The organism is Pseudomonas sp. SDO5215_S409, from assembly GCF_054071325.1.
On record NZ_JBSVWN010000004.1, the window covers coordinates 1 to 23,340 of the forward strand.

Sequence of the window (23,340 nt, forward strand, 5' to 3'; positions counted from 1 at the left end):
CCGTACGTACGGTGGTGTGAGAGGACGGCGGATGTGAATCCGCCTCCTACTCTATGCCTCGGGAAACAGGTCCTACCCACACTCTGCGTGGGAGCGTCCGTCAGAAACGCTCAAGCGTGCGCGTGTTGGTTTCGCGCACCACGTCCTTGGGCTTATACGCGCAATACCCCGGCCGCGGCCCGATCTTGGGGTGGTTACGGCAGGTATCCGGGCGCTTGTCATAAATAGTGCAGAAACGGCTCTTACGATCCAGGTAGAGGCAATCGTTGTTGCTCATGCGCTGCAAGGTAAAGATCTCGGACTTGGAGTTGAAGCGCTCCACGATCCCTTCTTTCTGCAACCGCTTGGCAATGTTCTTCGGCGGGTCGCCGCGTTCGAACTCGTCGACGATGCCAATGCGGATCAGGTCCTTGATTTTCACCTCGACCGGCAACGTGCAGCAGCTGGACACGCAGCCTCCGCACATGTGGCTGGAGTATTTCTGCCACGTCTCGAGACGGTCGAGTTCGGCAGCGGCGATCAGTTGAGGTTTCATCAGGTTTCCAAGAGGGGTGTAATCCGGGCGCGCGATCATACCGGGATTGATGAATTTTTGAACAATATTTTGCAGCTTTCAGCCCAAAGGAAGGTCGGCACGGCCCCTGCATCAAAACCCTGAAAAGCGCAAATGAGTGAAAAACTGCCGAACCAGAGCGTTTACCGCCTGTCAGACCGACTAGGCTCTAGCCACTCCTACTGTCTCGCCCGAGGTCGCACCGATGTCTCAGGAACCGCTTGCACGAGAAGCAGAGGTAGCCGCATTTCGCGATGCCGTCTTGACCAAACTCACTTACGCGGTGGGCAAGGACCCCGACCACGCCTTCGACCACGACTGGTTTGAAGCCATCGCACTGGCCGCCCGCGACCATATGGTCGACCACTGGATGGACCACACCCGGCACATCTACCGCCGGGGGCAGAAGCGGGTGTATTACCTCTCCCTGGAATTTCTCATCGGCCGCCTGCTGTTCGACAGCCTGAGCAACCTGGGCATCCTGGACGTTGCCCGCGAAGCGTTGGCCGAGCTGGACGTGGACCTGGAACGCATCCGCCAGCTGGAGCCCGACGCGGCACTGGGCAACGGCGGCCTGGGCCGCTTGGCGGCGTGTTTCATGGAAAGCATGTCGACCCTGGGTATCGCGGGCCACGGCTACGGTATCCGTTATGAACACGGCCTGTTCCGCCAGGCCATCGTCGATGGCTGGCAGCAGGAGCAAACCGAGCGCTGGCTGGACTTTGGCAACCCCTGGGAATTCGAGCGCGCCGAGGTGATCTACCCGATCGGCTTTGGCGGCGGCGTAGAAACCGTGCAAGACGCCTCCGGCAAGCCGATCCAGGTGTGGTCACCCAACGAAACCGTGCGGGCGGTGGCCTATGACACCCCGGTGGTCGGCTGGCGCGGTGCCAGCGTCAACACCCTGCGGTTGTGGCGGGCCCGGGCGGTGGAAGACCTGCACCTGGAGCGCTTCAACGCCGGTGACCACCTGGGCGCCGTGGCCGAAGTGGCGCGGGCCGAAAGCATCTCCCGGGTGCTTTACCCGGCCGACAGCACCGAAGCGGGGCAGGAACTGCGCCTGCGCCAGGAATATTTTTTCGTCTCCGCCTCCCTGCAAGACCTGCTGCGCCGCCACAAGAACATGCACGGTTCGGTGTTGAGCCTGGGCGAACACGCCTCGATCCAACTCAACGACACCCACCCGTCCATCGCCGTTGCCGAGTTGATGCGCCAACTGGTCGACCTGCACGACATCCCTTGGGAAGCCGCGTGGGACGTGACCGTTGAAACGCTCTCCTACACCAACCACACCCTGCTGCCCGAAGCCTTGGAAACCTGGCCGGTGGGCCTGATGGAACGCATGCTGCCGCGTCACATGCAGATCATCTACCTCATCAATGCCCAGCACATCGACTCGCTGCGGGCCAAGGGCATCCATGATTTCGACGTACTGCGCGCCGTGTCGCTGATCGAAGAAGACAACGGCCGCCGCGTGCGCATGGGCAACCTGGCGTTCCTGGGTTCCCACAGCGTGAATGGCGTGTCGGGCCTGCACACCCAATTGATGCGCAGCACGGTGTTCTCCGAACTGCACAAGCTGTACCCCGAGCGCATCAACAACAAAACCAATGGCATCACCTTTCGCCGCTGGCTCTACCAGGCCAACCCCCCGCTCACAGCCATGCTGGTGGACGCGCTTGGCCCGGATATCCTGGACAAGCCCGAACAACGCCTGGTGGAGCTGGAGCCGTTCGCCGAAAAGCAGGCCTTTCGCAAAGCCTTCGCCGAGCAGCGCCTGCACAGTAAAAGGGCACTGGCCGACATCATTCACGAACGCCTGGGCATCTCGATCAACCCGGCGGCGATGTTTGACGTGCAGGTCAAACGAATCCACGAATACAAACGCCAGTTGCTCAACCTGTTGCACACCGTGGCCTTGTACCAGGCCATCCGTGCCGAGCCCGGCACCGACTGGGTGCCGCGCGTGAAGATCTTCGCGGGCAAGGCAGCGGCCAGTTATCACCAGGCCAAGTTGATCATCAAACTGACCAACGACATCGCCCGCACCGTGAACAACGACCCCACCGTGCGCGGGTTGCTCAAAGTGGTGTTTTTGCCCAACTACAACGTGAGCCTGGCAGAAAGCATCATCCCGGCGGCGGACCTCTCGGAGCAGATCTCGACCGCAGGCTTTGAAGCGTCCGGCACCAGCAACATGAAATTCGGCCTCAACGGCGCGCTGACCATCGGCACCATGGACGGCGCCAACGTCGAGATGCATGAGCGCGTGGGGCCTGAGCACATGTTTATCTTTGGCCTCAGCGCCCAGCAGGTCGAAGCGCGCAAGCACGCGGGCGAGTTCCACGCAGGCCCCGAAATTGCCGCGTCCCACCGCTTGAACGATGTGCTGCAAGCGATTCGCGGCGGGGTGTTCTCGCCCGATGACCCGGGGCGTTATGCGGGGCTGGTGGACTCGTTGATCAACTATGATCGCTTCCTGGTCTGCGCCGATTTCGACTCTTACTGGGACGCCCAGGCCCGGGTCGAAGCCCATTGGCACGACTCCAAGGCCTGGTGGCGTTCGGCGGTGCTCAACACGGCGCGCATGGGCTGGTTCTCGTCGGACCGGACCATTCGCGAGTACGCGACAGAGATCTGGAAAGCCCTGGACTGACCCGGCGCCGGGCGCGCCAGCCGGCCCCGTGCGGGGCCGGTCCTGAACTCAATCGGCTTTAAATCCTCTGATAAGAGGCAATGCGCCCAGACTCGCGCTAAACTGCGCGGGTTTTCAGCCCCCTATTCTCCGGAGCCGTCCATGTCCCGCGTTACCCTGAGTCGCTATTTGATTGAGCAGACCCGCAGCAACAATACCCCTGCCGATCTGCGCTTCCTGATCGAAGTGGTGGCGCGTGCTTGCAAGGAAATCAGCCACGCCGTGTCCAAAGGCGCATTGGGCGGCGTCCTGGGCAGCATGGGCACCGAAAACGTACAAGGCGAAGTGCAGAAGAAGCTCGACGTGATTTCCAACGAAATCCTGCTCGAAGCCAACGAATGGGGTGGTCACCTGGCCGGCATGGCGTCCGAAGAAATGGACAACGCCTACCAGATCCCCGGCAAATACCCTAAAGGCGCGTACCTGTTGGTCTTTGACCCGTTGGACGGTTCGTCCAACATCGACATCAACGCCCCCGTCGGCACCATCTTCTCCGTGCTGCGTTGCCCCAACGAATACCTGAGCCAGAACGAAGCGCTGAACGAAAAAGCCTTCCTGCAGCCCGGCACCCAGCAAGTCGCCGCGGGCTACGCGATCTACGGCCCGCAAACCATGCTGGTCCTGACCCTGGGCGACGGCGTGAAAGGCTTCACCCTGGACCGCGAGATGGGCAGCTTCGTGCTCACCCACGAAAACCTGACCATCCCTGAGAGCACCCAGGAATTTGCCATCAACATGTCCAACCAGCGTCACTGGGAAGCGCCGGTCAAGCGCTACGTGAACGAGCTGATGGAAGGCGAAGAAGGCCCGCTGGAAAAGAACTTCAACATGCGCTGGGTGGCCGCGATGGTTGCCGACGTGCACCGCATCCTGACCCGCGGTGGCCTGTTCATGTACCCACGCGACAGCCGCGAGCCGTCCAAGCCTGGCAAGCTGCGCCTGATGTACGAAGCCAACCCGATGTCCTTTTTGGTGGAGCAGGCGGGCGGTGCATCCACCGACGGCCACCAGCGCATCCTCGACATCCAGCCCGAAGGCCTGCACCAGCGCGTGGCGGTGTTCCTGGGTTCGAAGCAAGAAGTTGAACGCGTGACGGCCTACCACAAGGCGTAAGGTGTTGCGTTAATGAAAGCCCCGAACCGCCTGCGCGTTTCGGGGCTTTTTTTGTTTTTGTCCGCCGGGAACCAGACCCCCCTTTTCCCTTCTAAGCTTCTGGCAGACCCCCAGGCTGCTCTGTCTCTCAGGAGTTTTTCCATGTCGTTACGCCGTCTCGCCCTACTGACGTTCTGCGTGTTTCTCGCCGCGTGCAGCAAGATCACCCAGGAAAATTACGCAAAGCTTTCGGCAGGCATGGAAAAAGCGCAGGTAGAGTCGCTGCTGGGTAAGCCGACCGATTGCTCCGGTGCGCTGGGTATGTCCAGTTGCACGTGGGGCGATAAAAACAGCTTTATCAGCGTGCAGTACGCCGGTGACAAAGTTCTGATGTTTTCCGGGCAAGGCCTGAAGTAAGCCGTGGCGATCGCCCGCGGGAGAAGAAGAACATGATGCGTTTTGTTTTATGCCTGTGTGCCAGCCTGTTGTTGGCCGGCTGCGCCAGCCATTCTGGCGATGATTTGCAACCCAAGACGGTCAGCAGCGTCAACCTCAAGCGTTACCAGGGCACCTGGTATGAGCTGGCCCGCCTGCCGATGTACTTCCAGCGCAATTGCGCGCAGTCCGAAGCCCGTTACACCCTGCTGCCCGACGGCAACATGGCGGTGTTCAACCGTTGCCTGACGTCTGAGTGGAAATGGGAAGAGGCCAAGGGCACCGCCACCCCGCAAGTGCCGGGCAAGACCGACAAGCTCTGGGTGGAATTCAACAACTGGTTTACCGCCCTGTTGCCAGGCTTTGCCAAGGGTGACTACTGGGTGCTGTACGTCAGCGATGACTACAAGACCGCCATCGTCGGCAGCCCGAGCCGACGCTACATGTGGATCCTGTCCCGCACGCCGACGGTCAACGCCGACACCCGTGAAGACCTGCTCAGCCGCGCGCGTCAGCAGGGGTATGACACCACTCGGTTGATCTGGCGTACGTCCGACAAGCAAATGGCCAAGACCTCGCAATAACCCGCGAGCCACCCCTGTGGGAGCGCGCAATGCCGCTCCCACCGGATATTGGGGTGTCGGTCAGTTCAGCAAATCACGCAGGACCTGGGTAAAGGCCCGGGCGCTTTCTTCCTCGGCGTCATGGTGGCCGTTGCGGATCACCCATTGGCCGTTGACCAGCACATCACGCACCTGACGATCACCGCCTGCGAACAGCCAGCGGTTCAAGATCGCGTCTTCTGTCGCTGTCGCCAGGTACGGGTCATTGCCGTCCAGCACCAGCCAGTCGGCACGCTTGCCCACTTCCAAGCGACCAATCGGCTGGCCCAACGCCTCGGTGCCACCGTCCAGCGCGGCGTCAAACAGCGTGCGCCCGACCATCGGCTGGTCGCTGCGATACAGCCGGTTGCGCCGCTGGTCCCGCAGGCGCTGGCCGTATTCCAGCCAGCGCAATTCTTCCACCACACTCAGCGACACATGGCTGTCGGACCCAATGCCCAGGCGCCCGCCCTGGGCCAAAAAGTCCACGGCCGGGAAAATCCCGTCGCCCAGGTTGGCTTCGGTGGTCAGGCACAGCCCGGCGATCGCGCGGCTGCGGGCCATGGCCGTGACCTCTTGCGGGTCGGCGTGGGTGGCGTGGACCAGGCACCAGCGCTGGTCCACGTCGACATTGTCATACAGCCATTGCAACGGGCGCTTGCCGCTCCAGCTCAAGCAGTCGTCGACTTCTTTTTGCTGCTCGGCGATGTGGATGTGCACCGGGCACGCCTTGTCGCTGGCGGCCAGCACGGCGTTGATCTGCTGCGGGGTGACGGCCCGCAGCGAGTGAAAACACAGGCCCAGCTGTTGCGCCGGTTGGGCGGCCAGCAGCGGTTGCAGGTGGGCCTGCAGTTTGAGGTAGTTGTCGGTGCTGTTGATAAAACGCCGCTGGCCGTCGTTGGGCGCCTGGCCGCCAAAGCCCGAGTGGGTGTAGAGCACCGGCAGCAAGGTCAGGCCGATACCGCTGCTGGCCGCCGCCTGGCTGATCTGCCGGGACAGCTCCGTGGGGTCGGCGTACGGCTGGCCGTTGACGTCGTGGTGCACGTAGTGAAACTCGGCCACCGAGGTGTAGCCGGCCTTGAGCATTTCGATGTACAGCTGGCGGGCGATGACGTGCAGTTGGTCGGGGCTGATCTTGCCGACCATCCGGTACATCAGCTCGCGCCAGGTCCAGAAACTGTCGTTGGGGTTGCCAACGACCTCCGCCAGCCCCGCCATGGCGCGCTGGAACGCGTGGGAATGCAGGTTGGGCATGCCCGGCAGCAGCGGGCCTCTGAGCCGTTCGGCGCCGTCTGCGCTGGCGTTGGCCTCAACTGTTGTCAGTCGGCCATCGGTGCCGACCTCAAGACGTACATCGTTGGCCCATCCATTAGGCAGCAGTGCGCGTTCGGCAAAGAAAGCGGACATGGTTCTTGCACCCCGTCGTGTGTTGTTTGTATATACATATACAGACGTTTGCCTGCCCGGTAAACTCCGGCACTCTATGCACCTTTTTCACTTACAAGGATTTCCCGTGCCGACTCCGCCCGCCAACACCCCGCTGGCTGCCCACATGGACGAAAGTCCGGCGCCCTTGTATGCCCGCGTCAAACAGATGATCAGCCAGCAGATTCTCAACGGAAACTGGCCGCCGCATTACCGCGTGCCGTCCGAGAGCGAGCTGGTCAGCCAGCTGGGTTTCAGCCGCATGACCATCAACCGCGCCCTGCGTGAACTGACCGCCGAAGGCCTGCTGGTGCGTATGCAGGGCGTGGGCACGTTTGTGGCCGAGCCCAAGAGCCAGTCGGCCCTGTTTGAAGTGCACAACATCGCCGACGAGATCGCCTCGCGCGGCCACCGCCACACCTGCAAAGTCATCACCCTGGGCGAAGAAGCCGCCGGTTCCGAGCGCGCCGTGGCCCTGGAAATGCGCGAAGGCGGGCGGGTGTTTCATTCGCTGATCGTGCATTACGAAAACGATATTCCGGTGCAAATCGAAGACCGCTTCGTCAACGCGCTGGTCGCCCCGAACTATCTGCAACAAGACTTCACCCAGCAAACGCCCTATGCCTACCTGAACCAGGTTGCGCCGCTGACCGAAGGCGAGCACGTGGTCGAGGCGATCCTGGCCGATGCCGACGAGTGCACGCTGTTGCAGATCGAACCGAGCGAGCCGTGCCTGTTGATCCGCCGCCGCACCTGGTCGGGCCGCCAGCCGGTGACGGCGGCCCGACTGATCCACCCCGGTTCCCGTCACAGCCTCGAAGGACGCTTCAGCAAATGAACAACGTGAAGGTCTGGCGCGCCGCCGATTACGTGCGCATGCCGTGGAAGAACGGCGGTGGCAGCACCGAAGAAATCACCCGCGACGCCGGTGAAGGCCTCGACGGTTTTGGCTGGCGCCTGTCGATTGCCGACATTGGCGAGTCGGGTGGTTTTTCGACCTTTGCCGGTTACCAGCGGGTGATCACGGTGCTGCAAGGGTCGGGCATGGTGCTGACGGTGGACGGCGAGGAGCAGCGCGGTTTGCTGCCCCTGCAACCGTTCCCGTTCAAGGGCGACAGCCAGGTGTCGTGCCGCCTGATCGGCGGGCCGATTCGCGATTTCAACCTGATCTACTCGCCTGCGCGGTATCAAGCCAGGGTGCAGTGGATGGACGGGGTGCAGCGGTTTTTCAGCGACGCGCAGACCCTGCTGGTGTTTAGCGTGGCGGATGAGGTAAAGGTGCTCGGCGAAGTACTGGGCCATCACGATTGCCTGCAACTGGACGGCAATACGGGCCTTTTGGACATCGCCGTCACAGGCCGCTGCTGCGTCATCGAACTGACCGCCCGCGGGTAAAAAGGGGAGCCGTTCAGGCGGCTCCCGCAGGTGCTTGTCGCTGGTTCCCACTTTTCGCACCAAATTGTTACCGAATGCCCCAGCATGGCGCAACGCCTTGCCTTGTACGCCTTTTCCCCGCGATTCCAATCCCCCCTCTCGATAATTTTTCATCCGGCGCCAAGCCTTGTTCAACAAGGCTTTTAGCGGTTCTTCAGAAAATTCACCGGACACATTCCTCAAGTTGGCAACCTGATTGCATATGCTTGTATGTACAAGTAAAGATGTGTGCGTAAGAGCTGCCCAATACCCTCTGCGCCCGTCCTGTTCGATTGATCGTTAAGGAGTCGTGTTGTGACCAAGCCTACAAAGTTTCGTGACGTCGAAGTCCGCGCTGCCCGCGGTAACAAGCTCACCGCCAAAAGCTGGCTGACTGAAGCGCCGCTGCGCATGCTGATGAACAATCTCGACCCGCAAGTGGCCGAAAATCCCAAAGAGCTGGTGGTGTACGGCGGCATCGGCCGCGCTGCGCGCAACTGGGAATGCTACGACCAGATCGTCGAAAGCCTCACCCACCTCAACGACGACGAAACCCTGCTAGTGCAATCGGGCAAGCCCGTCGGCGTGTTCAAGACCCACGCCAACGCCCCGCGCGTGCTGATCGCCAACTCCAACCTGGTGCCGCACTGGGCCAGTTGGGAACACTTCAACGAACTCGACGCCAAGGGCCTGGCCATGTATGGCCAGATGACCGCAGGCAGCTGGATCTACATCGGCAGCCAGGGCATCGTGCAGGGCACTTATGAAACCTTCGTCGAAGCCGGTCGCCAGCATTACGACAGCAACCTCAAGGGCCGCTGGGTCCTCACCGCCGGGTTGGGCGGCATGGGCGGCGCGCAACCTTTGGCCGCGACCCTGGCCGGTGCGTGCTCGCTGAACATCGAATGCCAGCAGGTGAGCATCGATTTCCGCCTGGCCAGCCGCTACGTCGACGAACAAGCCACCGACCTGGACGACGCCCTGGCCCGCATCGCCAAATACACCGCCGCCGGCCAGGCGATTTCCATCGCGCTGCTGGGCAACGCCGCCGAGATCCTGCCGGAGCTGATCAAGCGCGGCGTGCGCCCCGACATGGTCACCGACCAGACCAGCGCCCACGACCCGCTCAACGGCTACCTGCCCGCTGGCTGGACCTGGGACGAGTACCGCGCCCGCGCCAAGACCGAACCTGGCGAAGTGATCAAGGCCGCCAAAGCCTCGATGGCCGTGCACGTGCAAGCCATGCTGGACTTCCAGAAGCAAGGCATCCCGACCTTCGACTACGGCAACAACATCCGCCAGATGGCCAAGGAAGTCGGCGTGGAAAACGCCTTTGATTTCCCAGGTTTCGTCCCGGCCTACATCCGCCCGCTGTTCTGCCGTGGCATCGGCCCGTTCCGCTGGGCCGCGCTGTCGGGCGATGCGCAAGACATCTACAAGACCGACGCCAAGGTCAAGGAACTGATCCCGGATGACGCCCACCTGCACAACTGGCTGGACATGGCCCGCGAGCGCATCAGCTTCCAGGGCTTGCCGGCGCGTATCTGCTGGGTCGGCCTGGGCCAACGCGCCAAGCTGGGCCTGGCGTTCAACGAAATGGTGCGCAGCGGCGAGCTGTCGGCGCCGGTGGTGATCGGCCGCGACCACCTGGACTCCGGCTCCGTGTCCAGCCCCAACCGTGAAACCGAAGCCATGCAAGACGGCTCCGACGCCGTGTCCGACTGGCCACTGCTCAACGCCTTGCTCAACACCGCCAGCGGCGCGACCTGGGTGTCGCTGCACCACGGCGGCGGCGTGGGCATGGGCTTCTCGCAACACTCGGGCATGGTCATCGTGTGCGACGGCACTGACGAAGCCGCCGAACGCATCGCCCGCGTGCTGCACAACGACCCGGCCACCGGCGTGATGCGCCATGCCGATGCCGGTTACCAGATCGCCATCGACTGCGCCAAAGAGCAGGGCCTGAACTTGCCGATGATCAAGTAACACCCTGAGGGCGCTGGCCTGCCAGCGCCTGTCCGGGGGCGGTGCAACACCCAGCGAACAATCCATCAGAGGTTGAACACCCATGGCAGCAAGCGACGTACGTGAGAGCAGCACCCCGTTGATCGAAAAGCGTTCGATCGACTACATCCCGCAAGCGGAACGACACGGACGTCTCTTGAGCCAGTTCACCCTGTGGCTGGGTGCCAACCTGCAAATCACCGCCATCGTCACCGGGGCCCTGGCCGTGGTGCTGGGCGGGGATGTGTTCTGGTCGTTGATCGGCTTGCTGGTCGGCCAACTGCTGGGCGGCGGGGTGATGGCGCTGCACGCGGCGCAGGGGCCGCAGTTGGGCTTGCCGCAAATGATCTCCAGCCGCGTGCAGTTTGGCGTGTATGGCGCGGTGATCCCGCTGGTGCTGGTGTGCCTGATGTACATCGGTTTTTCGGCCAGCGGCTCGTTGCTGGCGGGGCAAGCGGTGGCGCAGTTGCTGCACGTCGAAGATTGGGTGGGCATCGTGCTGTTCGCCGGGCTCATCCTGGTGTTTACCATTTTCGGCTACCGCGTGATCCACGGCATTGGCCGGGTGGCCAGCGTGCTGGGTGTGATCGCGTTTGTGTACCTGTTCTACAAACTCTTGGCCGGTAACGACATCGGTGCGCTACTGGGCAACAAGCATTTCTCGCTCGCCAGTTTCCTGCTGGCGATTTCCCTTTCGGCCTCCTGGCAAATCGCCTTCGGGCCGTATGTGGCGGACTACTCGCGCTACCTGCCGCGCAGTACCTCGGCCTCCAAGACCTTCTGGGCCGTGGGCCTGGGTTCGGTGATCGGCGCACAGGCCTCGATGGTGTTCGGCGTGTTCGCGGCGGCGCTGGCCGGTGGGCAATTTGCCCACCACGAGGTGTCGTTCATCGTGAGCCTGGGCGGCACCGGTGTGGTCGCGGCGCTGCTGTATTTCAGCATCGCGTTTGGCAAGGTCACGGTGACCACACTCAATGCCTACGGCAGTTTCATGTCCATCGCCACCATCATCAGCGGCTTTCGTGGCAGTCGGCATATCTCTGGCGCCGTGCGCCTGTTGTACATCTTCCTGATGGTGTCGATTGCCGCCGCACTGGCGCTGTTGGGCAAGGACTCGTTTCTGAAGGACTTTTCTGCGTTCATCCTGTTCCTGCTCGCCTTTTTTACGCCGTGGAGCGCGATCAACCTGGTGGACTTCTACTGCATCACCAAAGAGCGCTACGACATTCCGGCGCTGTCCGACCCTACCGGCCGTTACGGCCGCTGGAACCTGATGGGTATTGGCATTTACGTGTTTGGCGTGCTGATTCAGATGCCGTTCATTTCCACCCATTTCTACACGGGCCCGCTAGTGGCGAGCCTTGGGGATACGGACATCTCCTGGATCATCGGCCTGGTGGTCCCCGCAGCGCTGTATTACTGGGCTGCGAAAAAATGGCACAGCGCAGTGCCACAGAGTCTGATCCTGCCTTTGGAGCAGGACGATGCCCCAACAACTTACGGGATGGCCACACGATGAAAATCAACAAAACTTTGCTGACCACGTTGTTTAGCGCGGGCCTTGCCTGCACCGGCGCCGCTCAGGCGGCGGGATGGTGCGAATCGGGCAAGCCGGTGAAGTTCGCCGGTCTGAACTGGGAAAGCGCCATGTTGCTCACCGACATGATGCAGATCGTTCTGGAGTCCGGTTACGACTGCAAGACCGACAGCCTGCCGGGCAACTCCATCACAATGGAAAACGCCCTGAGCACCAACGACATCCAGGTGTTTGCCGAGGAGTGGGTAGGCCGCAGCGAGGTCTGGAACAAGGCCGAGAAGGCGGGCAAGGTCATCGGCGTCGGCGCACCCGTGGTAGGCGCTGTGGAGGGCTGGTATGTGCCACGTTATGTGATCGAGGGCGACGCCAAGCGCAAGCTCGAAGCCAAGGCCCCGAACCTCAAGACCATTGCGGACCTGGCCAACTACCCGGGCGTGTTCAAAGATGCCGAAGAGCCTTCCAAGGGGCGTTTCTATAACTGCCCGGCCGGCTGGACCTGCGAGCTGGACAACAGCGAAATGCTCAAGCACTACGGTCTGGACAAGTCCTACACCAACTTCCGCCCTGGCACCGGTCCGGCACTGGATGCCGCTGTGCTGTCGAGCTACAAGCGGGGTGAGCCGATCCTGTTCTACTACTGGTCGCCGACCCCGCTGATCGGCCAGGTCGATGTGGTGAAGCTGGCAGAAGAGCCCGGCGTGGACAAAAGCGTGAGTATCAAGGTCGGCTTGTCCAAGGCGTTCCACGAGCAGGCGCCGGAACTGGTCGCGGTGCTGGAGAAGGTCAACCTGCCGATCGACCTGCTCAACCAGAACCTGGGGCGCATGGCCAAAGAGCGAATCGAGTCACGAAAGCTGGCGAAAATTTTCCTCAAAGAACATCCTGAAGTCTGGCACGCCTGGGTGAGCGACGACGCAGCCAAGAAAATCGACGCGGCCTTGTAGGTTGCATGTTTCGGCGGCCAGTACCGGCCGCCGGGCGTTCAGCTGCATTTCACTGGATCGAGAGCACATTATGTTTCCTGAGAGTTTTACGTTTTCCATCGCCGACTGGGTCAACGGTTGGGTGGACGCACTGGTGACCAACTACGGCGATGTGTTTCGGCACATCTCCGACACACTGCTATGGGCCATCGTCAACCTGGAAGGCCTGCTGCGCCTGGCACCCTGGTGGCTGATGTTGGCGATTGTCGGCGGTGTGGCCTGGCATGCCACCCGCAAAGTGGTGACCACTGCGGTGATCGTCGGCCTGCTGTTCCTGGTGGGCGCGGTGGGGCTGTGGGACAAACTGATGCAAACCCTGGCGCTGATGATGGTGGCCACGGTGATTTCGGTGCTGATCGGCATTCCCCTGGGGATTCTGTCGGCCCGCAGCAACCGCCTGCGTTCGGTGCTCATGCCGCTGCTGGACATCATGCAGACCATGCCCAGCTTCGTGTACCTGATTCCCGTGCTGATGCTGTTCGGCCTGGGCAAGGTCCCGGCGATTTTCGCCACGGTGATCTACGCCGCGCCGCCGCTGATCCGTCTCACCGACCTTGGCATTCGCCAGGTCGACGGCGAAGTCATGGAAGCCATCAACGCCTTTGGCGCCAACCGCTGGCAGCAGCTGTTCGGCGTGCAACTGCCGCTGGCCCTGCCGAGCATCATGGCCGGGATCAACCAGACCACCATGATGGCCCTGTCGATGGTGGTGATCGCCTCGATGATCGGTGCCCGTGGCCTGGGGGAAGACGTGTTGGTGGGCATCCAGACCCTCAACGTCGGCCGTGGCCTGGAAGCGGGCCTGGCGATTGTGATTCTTGCCGTGGTCATCGACCGCATCACCCAGGCCTATGGTCGTCCACGTCATGAGGCCAGCAAATGAGCAACGTCAGCAAGATTGAAGTCAAAAACGTATTCAAGATTTTCGGCAACCGTTCCAAGGACGCGCTGGCCCTGATCCGCCAGGGCAAGACCAAGGATGAGGTGCTCGCCCAAACCGGTTGTGTGGTGGGCGTCAATGACCTGTCCCTGAGCGTGGACACCGGCGAGATCTTCGTGATCATGGGCCTGTCGGGCTCGGGCAAATCCACCCTGGTGCGCCACTTCAACCGCCTGATCGACCCCACCAGCGGCGCCATCCTGGTAGACGGCGAAGACATCCTGCAACTGGATATGGACGCCCTGCGCCAGTTCCGTAGGCACAAGATCAGCATGGTGTTCCAGAGCTTCGGCCTGCTGCCGCACAAGAGCGTGCTGGACAACGTCGCCTACGGCCTGAAGGTGCGCGGCGAAACCAGGCAGGTGTGCAGCGAACGTGCACGGCACTGGATCGAAACCGTGGGCCTCAAAGGCTACGAAAACAAATACCCGCACCAGCTCTCCGGCGGCATGCGCCAGCGCGTGGGGCTGGCCCGGGCGCTGGCGGCCGACACCGACATCATCCTGATGGACGAAGCCTTCAGCGCGCTCGACCCGCTGATCCGCGCCGAGATGCAGGACCAGTTGCTGGAGCTGCAAAAGACTTTGCACAAGACCATCGTCTTTATCACCCACGACCTCGATGAGGCGGTGCGTATCGGCAACCGCATTGCGATCTTGAAGGACGGGCAGTTGATCCAGGTGGGCACGCCCAAGGAGATCCTGCATTCGCCGGCGGATGAGTACGTGGACCGCTTTGTCCAGCGGCGGGCGGTGGTGGTTTGACCCCCAAAACGTAAACGGGCAGGGCGCCCTCTCGCGGGTTCGCCCGCGATGAGGCCCGTAAGGCCACCCAAGAATTTTCGTGCGTATGAAGAGGTTTGTTGAGATGTCCCAGGCTGAAAAAATCATCATCGCCGACGCCCCGATGCGTTGGCAGGACGTGGTCGCCGTGGCCCGTCACGGCGCGGTGCTCGAACTGTCGGGCCAGGCCTGGGCGCGTATCGACAATGCCCAGGCGATCGTGCAGCGCATTGTCACCAGCGGCGAACGCGCCTATGGGGTCAACACCGGCCTGGGCGCGCTGTGCAACGTCTCGCTGGCGGGTGAGCAACTGAGCCAGCTGTCGCGCAATACCCTGCTCAGCCATGCGTGCGGCGTGGGCCCGGTGCTGCGTGACGAACAGACCCGCGCCATCATCTGCGCGGCCATCATCAATTACAGCCACGGCAAATCCGGCCTGCACCCCCAGGTGGTGCATTCGCTCCTGGGCCTGCTCAACCACGGCATTACGCCGCAAGTGCCGTCCCAGGGATCGGTGGGTTACCTGACCCACATGGCCCATATCGGCGTGACCTTGCTGGGCGTGGGCAACGTGAGTTATCGCGGGCAAATCGTCCCGGCCCACCAGGCCCTCGCCGCCGAAGGCTTGCCGCCGGTGGTGCTCGGCGCCAAGGACGGCCTGTGCCTGGTCAACGGCACGCCGTGCATGACCGGCCTGAGCAGCCTGGCCCTGGACGATGCGCACCGCCTGCTGCAATGGGCCGACGTGATCGGTGCCATGAGCTTTGAGGCCCAGCGCGGTCAGATCGACGCGTTCGATGCCCAGATCATCGCCCTCAAGTCGCACCCGGGCATGCAACACGTGGGCATCAACCTGCGTGCGTTGCTCGACGGCAGCGAAGTAATCGCCAGCAGCAAGGGCATCCGCACCCAGGACGCGCTGAGCATCCGCTCGATCCCGCAGATCCACGGCGCCGCCCGTGACCAGCTGGAACACGCCACGCGCCAGATCGAAACCGAACTGAACGGCGCCACCGACAACCCGCTGCTGCTGGGCACGCCAGAGAGCTACCGCGTGGTGTCCCAGGCCAACCCGCACGGGCAGTCGGTGGCGATGGCGGCCGATGTGTTGGCCATTGCCATGGCCGAAATCGGCTCGGTGGCCGAGCGCCGCCTGGACCGCTTGATCAACCCGCACGTCAGTGGCCTGCCCGCATTTTTGGTGAGCAACCCGGGCGTCAACTCGGGAATGATGATCGTGCAGTACGTCGCCGCGTCGCTGTGCGGGCAAAACCGCCAGTTGGCACAACCGGCGGTGCTCGACAATTTTGTCACCTCGGGCCTGCAGGAAGACCACCTGAGCATGGGCACCAATGCCGCGCTCAAGCTGTACCAGGTGCTGGACAACGTCACGCAGATCCTCGCCATCGAGTACCTGCTGGCGGCCCAGGCCTTCGAGTTCCTCAAGGCGCAGCGCTTTGGCACCGGCACCGACGCCGCCTGGCGCCTGCTGCGTGAACACGTCACGGCGTACGACCAGGACCGCTGGCTGGCGCCCGACATCGCCACCACCGCAGCATTGCTCAAAGACACGGCGTTGCTGAGCCGCGTGCTGCCGGATTTGCACTGAAATTTTCCCAACGATAACCAGCGTGCCAAGCCGTCTGCGCCCTTAAAAGGGGCCAGCGGCGGATAACGGAAGCATCCGGAGCGACTGGTAGTTAACAACACTCTCAAAAGGAGCATGAATGTGACTGCGCTAAACCTGATCCCGGGCCAACTGAGCCTTGCCCAACTGCGAGCCATCTACCAGCAGCCGGTAACCCTCAGCCTGGATGACAGCGCCTCGGCGCAGATCGAAGCCAGTGTGGCCTGTGTGGAGCAGATTCTCGCCGAGAACCGCACCGCCTACGGCATCAACACCGGTTTTGGCCTGCTGGCTTCCACCCGCATCGCCAGCGAAGACCTGGAAAACCTCCAGCGTTCGCTGGTGTTGTCCCATGCCGCAGGCGTGGGCGTGCCGATCAGCGACGAGCTGGTGCGGCTGGTCATGGTGCTCAAGGTCAACAGCCTGAGCCGTGGGTTCTCCGGGATCCGTCGGCAGGTGATCGACGCGCTGATCGCCCTGATCAACGCCCAGGTGTACCCGCACATTCCGCTCAAGGGTTCGGTAGGCGCCTCGGGTGACCTGGCCCCTTTGGCGCACATGTCGCTGGTGCTGCTGGGCGAAGGCAAGGCGCGCTACAAGGGTGAATGGCTGGAGGCCACCGAGGCGCTGAAAATCGCCGGGCTGACGCCGCTGACCCTGGCCGCCAAAGAAGGCCTGGCGCTGCTCAACGGCACGCAGGTGTCCACCGCATTTGCCTTGCGTGGCTTGTTTGAAGCCGAAGATTTGTTCGCCGGTGCCCTGGCCTGTGGCGGCCTGACGGTGGAAGCCGTGCTGGGGTCGCGCTCGCCTTTCGACGCCCGTATTCACGCCGCCCGTGGCCAGCGTGGCCAGATCGACGCCGCCGCCGCGTACCGCGATTTGCTGGGCGACAGCAGCCAGGTGTCGCAGTCGCACCAGAACTGCGACAAGGTCCAGGATCCGTACTCCCTGCGCTGCCAGCCGCAAGTCATGGGCGCCTGCCTGACCCAGTTCCGCCAGGCCGCCGAGGTGCTGGTGATCGAAGCCAACGCCGTGTCGGACAACCCGCTGGTATTCGCCGCGCAAGGCGACGTGATTTCCGGCGGCAACTTCCACGCAGAACCGGTGGCCATGGCCGCCGACAACATCGCGCTGGGCATTGCCGAAATCGGTTCCCTGAGCGAACGCCGCATCTCGTTGATGATGGACAAGCACATGTCGCAATTGCCGCCGTTTCTGGTGGGCAATGGCGGCGTGAACTCCGGCTTCATGATCGCCCAGGTGACGGCGGCAGCCCTGGCCAGCGAGAACAAGGCACTGGCCCATCCCCATAGCGTGGACAGCCTGCCGACCTCGGCCAACCAGGAAGACCACGTGTCGATGGCACCGGCGGCGGGCAAGCGCCTGTGGGAAATGGCCGAGAACACCCGTGGGATTCTCGCGGTCGAGTGGCTGGCCGCGTGCCAGGGCCTGGACCTGCGCGACGGCCTGAAGACCTCGCCCAAGCTGGAACAAGCCCGCAGCCTGCTGCGCAGCAAAGTGGCGTTTTATGAGAAGGACCGCTTCTTTGCCCCCGACATCAACGCCGCCAGCGACCTGCTCGCCAGCCGTTGCCTGAACGCGCTGTTGCCCGCGCAACTGCTGCCGAGCCTCTGAGCCATGGGCGTTCCCGCGCCCGGCGCGGGAACGCATCTTCCTCATAACAATAATTAGGGACGAGACATGCATCAGGAAGAACAAGGTTTGAAACGCGGGCTCACCGCCCGCCATATTCGCTTCATGGCACTGGGGTCGGCGATCGGCACCGGGCTGTTTTATGGTTCTGCCTCGGCCATTCAGATGGCCGGGCCGGCTGTGCTGCTGGCGTACCTGATCGGTGGCGCCGCGGTGTTCATGGTGATGCGCGCCCTGGGTGAAATGGCCGTGCACAACCCGGTGTCCGGCTCCTTTGGCCACTACGCCAGCACCTACCTGGGCCCCTTGGCCGGTTTTATCCTGGGCTGGACCTACGCATTTGAAATGATCATCGTCTGCCTGGCCGACGTCACCGCCTTTGGCATTTACATGGGCTTCTGGTTTCCCGAAGTGGCACGTTGGGTATGGGTGCTGGGCATCGTGCTGCTGATCGGCGGGCTGAACCTGTGCAACGTCAAAGTGTTTGGCGAGATGGAGTTCTGGCTGTCGTTGCTCAAGGTCGGCGCCATCGTTGCGATGATCCTCGGCGGGCTGGGCATTTTGCTGTTCGGCATTCATTCGGCGGGCGACGCACCGGCCTCCAGCCTCAGCAACCTGTGGGCCCATGGCGGCTTCATGCCCAATGGCGTGGGGGGGCTGATCGCTTCGCTTGCGGTGGTGATGTTTGCGTTTGGCGGCATCGAAATCATCGGCATCACCGCCGGTGAAGCCAAGGACCCGCACCGGGTAATCCCCAAAGCGATCAACGCGGTGCCGCTGCGCATCCTGCTGTTTTACGTGCTGACCCTGTTTGTGCTGATGGCCCTCTACCCGTGGCCGCAGATCGGCAGCCAGGGCAGCCCGTTCGTGCAGATTTTCAACAACCTGGGCATCGGCTCGGCGGCCACCGTGCTGAACATCGTGGTGATCTCGGCCGCTGTCTCGGCGATCAACAGCGACATCTTCGGCGCGGGCCGCATGATGTACGGCCTGGCCCAGCAAGGGCAGGCGCCCAAGGGGTTTGCGCAGTTGTCCCGGCACGGCGTGCCCTGGATGACGGTGGTGGTGATGGGCGCCGCGTTGCTGGGCGGGGTGGTGCTCAATTACCTGATCCCGGAAAACGTGTTTTTGCTGATCGCCTCCATTGCCACCTTCGCCACCGTGTGGGTGTGGCTGATGATCCTGATCACGCAGGTTGCGATGCGCCGCTCGATGACCCGTGAGCAGGTGGCCGAGCTGAAATTCCCGGTGCCGTTCTGGCCCTATGCCCCGGCGGCCGCCATCGTGTTCATGTTGTTTGTATTTGGCGTGCTGGGGTATTTCCCCGACACCCAGGCCGCCCTTGTGGTCGGTGCCGTGTGGATCGTGCTGCTGATCATCGCCTACCTGCTGTGGGTCAAACCCGCCGCCGGGCAAGCAGCCAAGGTGCATCACGACCCGGCTTTGTCTCATCGATAACCCAACGGAGGCGTTGATGAAAACGCTTTGGCAACACTGCCACGTCGCAACCATGGCCCAGGGCAAATACTCGATCATCGAGGACGCCGCCCTCGTCACGGCCGGCACGCTGATCGAGTGGATCGGCCCCCGCGCCGAGCTGCCGCAGGCGGACTACGCGGCCACCCACGACCTGCAAGGCGCGTGGGTCACCCCGGGCCTGATCGACTGCCACACCCACACGGTGTTCGGTGGCAACCGCAGCGGCGAGTTCGAGCAGCGCCTGGAAGGCGTGAGCTACGCCGAGATCGCGGCCAAGGGCGGCGGGATCGCCAGCACCGTGCGCGCCACGCGTGCGGCCAGCGAAGACGAGCTGTTCGCCAGCGCCCACAAACGCCTGCGCAGTTTGCTGCGTGACGGCGTGACCACCGTGGAGATCAAGTCCGGCTACGGCCTGGACTTGGCCAGCGAGCGCAAGATCCTGCGGGTGATCCGCCGCCTCGGCGCCGAGTTGCCGGTAAGCGTGCGCAGCACCTGCCTGGCCGCGCACGCCTTGCCGCCGGAATACGCGGACCAGGCCGACGCCTACATCGACCACATCTGCACCCAGATGCTGCCCGCCCTGGCGCAAGAAGGGCTGGTGGACGCGGTGGACGCCTTTTGCGAATACCTGGCGTTTTCGCCGGCGCAGGTGGAGCGGGTGTTCGTCGCCGCGCAGCAGCTTGGTTTGCCGGTGAAGCTGCACGCCGAGCAGCTGTCATCGCTGCATGGCTCTAGCCTGGCGGCGCGCTACCAGGCGTTGTCGGCGGACCACCTGGAGTTCATGACCGAAGAAGACGCCATCGCCATGGCCGCTTCCGGCACCGTCGCGGTCTTGCTGCCGGGCGCGTTCTACTTTTTGCGCGAAACCCAGTTGCCGCCGATGGAAGCGCTGCGCAAGCACGGCGTGAAAATCGCCATTGCCAGCGACCTCAACCCCGGTACGTCGCCAGCGCTCTCGGTGCGGCTGATGCTGAACATGGCCTGCACGCTGTTTCGCATGACCCCGGAAGAAGCCCTGGCCGGCGCCACTCAACACGCCGCCACGGCATTGGGCCTGGGCGACAGCCACGGTTCGCTGGAAGTGGGCAAGGTGGCGGACTTTGTCGCCTGGCAGATCGATCGCCCCGCCGACCTGGCCTACTGGCTGGGTGGCGAGCTGGATAAACGCGTCGTGCGCCATGGCGCCGATGTCACTGTGTGAGGAGTAGCGTTGTGGATAAGGTTCTGACATTCAAACAAGGCCGCGTGCCACTGCTGATCAGCATGCCCCACGCGGGCCTGCGGCTGACGCCTGCGGTGCAGGCGGGCTTGATCCCCGAGGCCCAGGGCCTGCCAGACACCGACTGGCATATCCCCACCCTGTATGACTTTGCCGAGGCGCTGGGCGCCAGCACGCTGGCGGCCGAGTACTCGCGCTTTGTGATCGACCTGAACCGCCCGTCCGACGACAAACCGCTGTATGTGGGCGCGACCACCGGCCTGTACCCGGCCACGTTATTCGACGGCGTGCCGCTGTTTCGCGAAGGGCTGGAGCCGTCGAAGGCCGAGCGTGCGACGTACCTGGAACAGGTGTGGATGCCGTATCACCAGACCCTGCAAAACGAACTGGCACGGCTCAAGGCCCAATTCGGTTACGCGTTGCTGTTTGATGCGCACTCGATTCGCTCGGTGATCCCGCACCTGTTCGACGGCAAGCTGCCGGACTTCAACCTCGGCACCTTTAACGGCGCCGCCTGCGACCCGCAACTGGCCAGCCAACTGGAAGCCATCTGTGCACAGCACCCGCAGTACACCCATGTGCTGAACGGGCGGTTCAAGGGTGGCCACATCACCCGGCATTACGGCAACCCGGCGCAGAACATCCACGCGGTGCAACTGGAGCTGGGGCAGTGCACCTATATGGAAGAGTTCGAGCCGTTCCGCTATCGCCCGGACCTGGCCGAGCCGACGCGGGAGGTGTTGAAGCAATTGCTGGAGGCGTTTATAGGCTGGGGCGCGCGGCACCACGCCTGAGTGCACGGCGACTCTACAGTCGCCGCTGTGCAAAAGCCTGTCGCCACAGTTCGTGTTTATCGGGGGCTCGCTGGGTAAGGTTGTGGGTACGGTGCGTCAGACACCACGCCGACAATAACAACTGCCGAGTGAGATCCCTTCGATGAAAAGACTGTTAACCCTCACCTGCGCTGCGCTGTTGAGCGCCAACGCCCTGGCCGCCGACCCCGCTTCCTGCAAGGCGGTGCGCATGGGCGTGGTCAGTTGGACCGACGTGGTGGCCACCTCGGGCATGGCCGATGTGTTACTCACCGGGCTTGGCTATGACAGCAAGCAGACCAGCGCCGTGCAGCAAATCATCTTTGCCGGCATCCGCGACAAGCGCCTGGACATCTTCCTGGGCTACTGGAAGCCTGCGATGGACAACAACATCGCACCGTTCCTGGCGGCCAAGCAGGTCAAAGTCTTCGACACCCCCAGCCTTTCCGACGCCCAGGCCACCCTGGCCGTGCCGCAATACGTGGCCGACGCGGGCCTCAAGACCTTTGCCGACATTGCCCGCTTCAAGGACCAGCTAGGCGGCAAGCTCTACGGCATCGAGCCCGGCAGTGGCGCCAACACCGATATCCAGAACATGATCGACACCAACCGCTTTGGCCTCGGCGGCTTCAAGCTGGTGGCGTCGGGCGAGGCGGGCATGCTCGCGGCGGTGCAGCGGGCAGTGAACCGCAAGGAGTTCGTGGTGTTTGTCGGGTGGACCCCACACCCCATGAACATCAACATGAAGATGGCCTACCTGACCGGCAGCGAAGACGTGTTCGGGCCGGACGAGGGCCGGGCGACCGTGTCCACCGTCACCGCGCCGGATTACGCCGAGCGCTGCCCGAACGTGAAACGCCTGCTGGAAAACCTGAGGTTCAGCGCGGCGCAGGAAAGCCAGTTGATGGTGCCGATCATCGAGCGCAAGACGCCCCAGGACGTCGCCCGGCAATGGCTGCGCGACAACCCCGCCGACCTGCAGCGCTGGCTGGCGGGCGTCACCACCTTTGATGGCAAGGACGGCGTAGCGGCCGTGCAGGCCAGCCTCAAGTAAGCGTTTTTAACCGTCGGGGCCCTTTGTGTATGTCGCACTATCCGATCTCGCGGCCCCTGGCGGCCTTTGTCGAGCACACCGAATCCTTCACCAGCGGCGACAGCTCGCTGGCCGGGCTGCGTGAAAACTACAACCGCATGTGCCGCGCGTTCACCCCGCCAACGCCCCAAGGCGTACAGGTGTCGGATGTTGCGCTGGCAGGCGTAGGCGTACGCAGCTACCAACCGGCCGGGCCAGCCCCCCAGGGCGGCTGGCCGTGCATCCTTTATATGCACGGCGGCGGTTGGGTGGTGGGCGGGCTGGATTCTCACGATTTCATGTGCTTTGAACTGGCCGCTGCCCTGAGCGTACTGGTGATCGCCATCGACTACCGGCTGGCGCCCGAGCACCCCTTCCCGGCGGCTTATCAGGATTGCCGCGCCGTGTGGCAGGCCATCCAGGCGGGCGATGCGCCGCTGCCGATCAACCTTGAGCGCGTGGTGGTGGCAGGCGACAGCGCGGGCGGCAACCTGGCCGCCGCCCTGTGCCTGGGCCTGAGGGACGACGGCCACACCCAGCCCCGCGCCCAGGTGCTGATTTACCCCGGCCTCGGCGGCCCGCACGACTTGCCCTCGCGCCGCGACTGCGCGGATGCGCCGCTGCTCAGTACCGCTGACACCGAGTGCTACCGGGCGCTGTACCTGCGCGGGCCGGGCGCCCCGTCGCCGTATGCCATGCCGCTGCTGGCAGGCGACTTCAGCGGCCTGGCGCCCGCGCTGATCGCCGTCGCCCAGTTCGACCCGCTGCGCGACGACGGCCTGCTGTACGCCGAACGCCTGAACGCCGCCGGTGTGCCCGCCACGCTGTACCCCGGCAAAGGGCTGGTGCACGGCTGCCTGCGGGCACGCGGGCAGGCGGTGGAGGTCGATCATTTGTACGACTACCTGCTGGGCTACCTGAGTGAAGTTCTGTTGACCGGGGGCTGAATCGCGGGGGGCATACTCATTGCACAATTCGGGTTTATGATGCCTGACGGCATAATTACCGACGTCCCCC

At 63.2% G+C, this 23,340-nt stretch carries 20 protein-coding genes; 18 read left to right on the forward strand and 2 right to left on the reverse strand.

The genetic code is table 11. The features are described from left to right. Window positions 1–100: 100 nt before the first annotated feature. Window positions 101–535 (reverse strand): YkgJ family cysteine cluster protein, encoded by a 435-nt coding sequence (locus tag ACW9H9_RS02865; RefSeq protein WP_457341503.1) that lies wholly within the window; start codon window positions 533–535, stop codon window positions 101–103. 223 nt (window positions 536–758) lie between these two features. On the opposite strand from ACW9H9_RS02865, the gene ACW9H9_RS02870 reads away from it, so the two are divergent. The 4 genes from ACW9H9_RS02870 to ACW9H9_RS02885 all read left to right on the forward strand — a co-directional run bounded on the left by ACW9H9_RS02870 (window position 759) and on the right by ACW9H9_RS02885 (window position 5,359). Then, a complete protein-coding gene (locus ACW9H9_RS02870; protein ID WP_457341504.1) occupies window positions 759–3,209 on the forward strand; it encodes a glycogen/starch/alpha-glucan phosphorylase in 2,451 nt (816 codons plus the stop codon). A 141-nt stretch (window positions 3,210–3,350) separates the two neighbouring features. Next, entirely contained in the window at window positions 3,351–4,361 is a 1,011-nt protein-coding gene (locus ACW9H9_RS02875; protein ID WP_457341505.1) for a class 1 fructose-bisphosphatase, read from the forward strand. Between the two features lie 141 nt (window positions 4,362–4,502). Next, window positions 4,503–4,757: an outer membrane protein assembly factor BamE domain-containing protein gene (gene bamE, locus ACW9H9_RS02880; protein ID WP_457341506.1), complete on the forward strand. Its 255-nt coding sequence runs from the start codon at window positions 4,503–4,505 to the stop codon at window positions 4,755–4,757. A gap of 32 nt (window positions 4,758–4,789) precedes the next feature. Further along, window positions 4,790–5,359 (forward strand): lipocalin family protein, encoded by a 570-nt coding sequence (locus tag ACW9H9_RS02885; protein WP_457341507.1) that lies wholly within the window; start codon window positions 4,790–4,792, stop codon window positions 5,357–5,359. A gap of 60 nt (window positions 5,360–5,419) precedes the next feature. On the opposite strand, the gene ACW9H9_RS02890 is transcribed toward ACW9H9_RS02885, so the two are convergent. Next, complete coding sequence (locus tag ACW9H9_RS02890; protein WP_457341508.1) at window positions 5,420–6,784, reverse strand: formimidoylglutamate deiminase; 1,365 nt, start codon at window positions 6,782–6,784, stop codon at window positions 5,420–5,422. A gap of 145 nt (window positions 6,785–6,929) precedes the next feature. On the opposite strand from ACW9H9_RS02890, the gene hutC reads away from it, so the two are divergent. From hutC to ACW9H9_RS02960, 14 genes are all read left to right on the forward strand, one after another. Next, window positions 6,930–7,640 carry a histidine utilization repressor gene (gene hutC, locus ACW9H9_RS02895; RefSeq protein ID WP_457341679.1) on the forward strand — a complete coding sequence of 237 codons (711 nt, stop codon included), beginning with the start codon at window positions 6,930–6,932 and terminating at the stop codon, window positions 7,638–7,640. Next, window positions 7,637–8,197, forward strand: a complete 561-nt coding sequence (locus tag ACW9H9_RS02900) for a HutD/Ves family protein (RefSeq protein WP_457341509.1) — start codon at window positions 7,637–7,639, stop codon at window positions 8,195–8,197. Before hutC ends, ACW9H9_RS02900 begins: the two co-directional genes overlap by 4 nt. Before the next feature lie 333 nt (window positions 8,198–8,530). Continuing rightward, entirely contained in the window at window positions 8,531–10,201 is a 1,671-nt protein-coding gene (gene hutU, locus ACW9H9_RS02905) for a urocanate hydratase (RefSeq protein ID WP_457341510.1), read from the forward strand. Between the two features lie 82 nt (window positions 10,202–10,283). Further along, window positions 10,284–11,738 carry a purine-cytosine permease family protein gene (locus ACW9H9_RS02910; protein WP_457341511.1) on the forward strand — a complete coding sequence of 485 codons (1,455 nt, stop codon included), beginning with the start codon at window positions 10,284–10,286 and terminating at the stop codon, window positions 11,736–11,738. Beyond that, on the forward strand, window positions 11,735–12,700 hold the full coding sequence (locus ACW9H9_RS02915) for an ABC transporter substrate-binding protein (RefSeq protein ID WP_457341512.1): 966 nt from the start codon (window positions 11,735–11,737) through the stop codon (window positions 12,698–12,700). Before ACW9H9_RS02910 ends, ACW9H9_RS02915 begins: the two co-directional genes overlap by 4 nt. Before the next feature lie 70 nt (window positions 12,701–12,770). Then, window positions 12,771–13,622, forward strand: a complete 852-nt coding sequence (locus ACW9H9_RS02920) for an ABC transporter permease (protein ID WP_457341513.1) — start codon at window positions 12,771–12,773, stop codon at window positions 13,620–13,622. Beyond that, window positions 13,619–14,443 (forward strand): quaternary amine ABC transporter ATP-binding protein, encoded by an 825-nt coding sequence (locus tag ACW9H9_RS02925; RefSeq protein WP_457341514.1) that lies wholly within the window; start codon window positions 13,619–13,621, stop codon window positions 14,441–14,443. The genes ACW9H9_RS02920 and ACW9H9_RS02925 overlap by 4 nt, the downstream gene beginning before the upstream one ends. Window positions 14,444–14,546: 103 nt before the next feature. After that, window positions 14,547–16,070 carry an HAL/PAL/TAL family ammonia-lyase gene (locus tag ACW9H9_RS02930; RefSeq protein ID WP_457341515.1) on the forward strand — a complete coding sequence of 508 codons (1,524 nt, stop codon included), beginning with the start codon at window positions 14,547–14,549 and terminating at the stop codon, window positions 16,068–16,070. A 114-nt stretch (window positions 16,071–16,184) separates the two neighbouring features. Further along, entirely contained in the window at window positions 16,185–17,723 is a 1,539-nt protein-coding gene (hutH, locus tag ACW9H9_RS02935; RefSeq protein WP_457341516.1) for a histidine ammonia-lyase, read from the forward strand. A 66-nt stretch (window positions 17,724–17,789) separates the two neighbouring features. Next, window positions 17,790–19,199 (forward strand): amino acid permease, encoded by a 1,410-nt coding sequence (locus ACW9H9_RS02940; protein WP_457341517.1) that lies wholly within the window; start codon window positions 17,790–17,792, stop codon window positions 19,197–19,199. 16 nt (window positions 19,200–19,215) lie between these two features. Then, entirely contained in the window at window positions 19,216–20,421 is a 1,206-nt protein-coding gene (gene hutI / locus ACW9H9_RS02945) for an imidazolonepropionase (RefSeq protein WP_457341518.1), read from the forward strand. A gap of 11 nt (window positions 20,422–20,432) precedes the next feature. Next, window positions 20,433–21,233 (forward strand): N-formylglutamate deformylase, encoded by an 801-nt coding sequence (gene hutG, locus ACW9H9_RS02950; RefSeq protein WP_457341519.1) that lies wholly within the window; start codon window positions 20,433–20,435, stop codon window positions 21,231–21,233. A 142-nt stretch (window positions 21,234–21,375) separates the two neighbouring features. After that, the gene (locus ACW9H9_RS02955; protein WP_457341520.1) at window positions 21,376–22,305 is read left to right on the forward strand and encodes a choline ABC transporter substrate-binding protein; all 930 of its coding nucleotides are present in this window, start codon (window positions 21,376–21,378) and stop codon (window positions 22,303–22,305) included. A gap of 29 nt (window positions 22,306–22,334) precedes the next feature. Then, window positions 22,335–23,270, forward strand: coding sequence for an alpha/beta hydrolase (locus ACW9H9_RS02960; protein ID WP_457341521.1), 936 nt, complete (start codon window positions 22,335–22,337; stop codon window positions 23,268–23,270). Window positions 23,271–23,340: the final 70 nt, after the last annotated feature.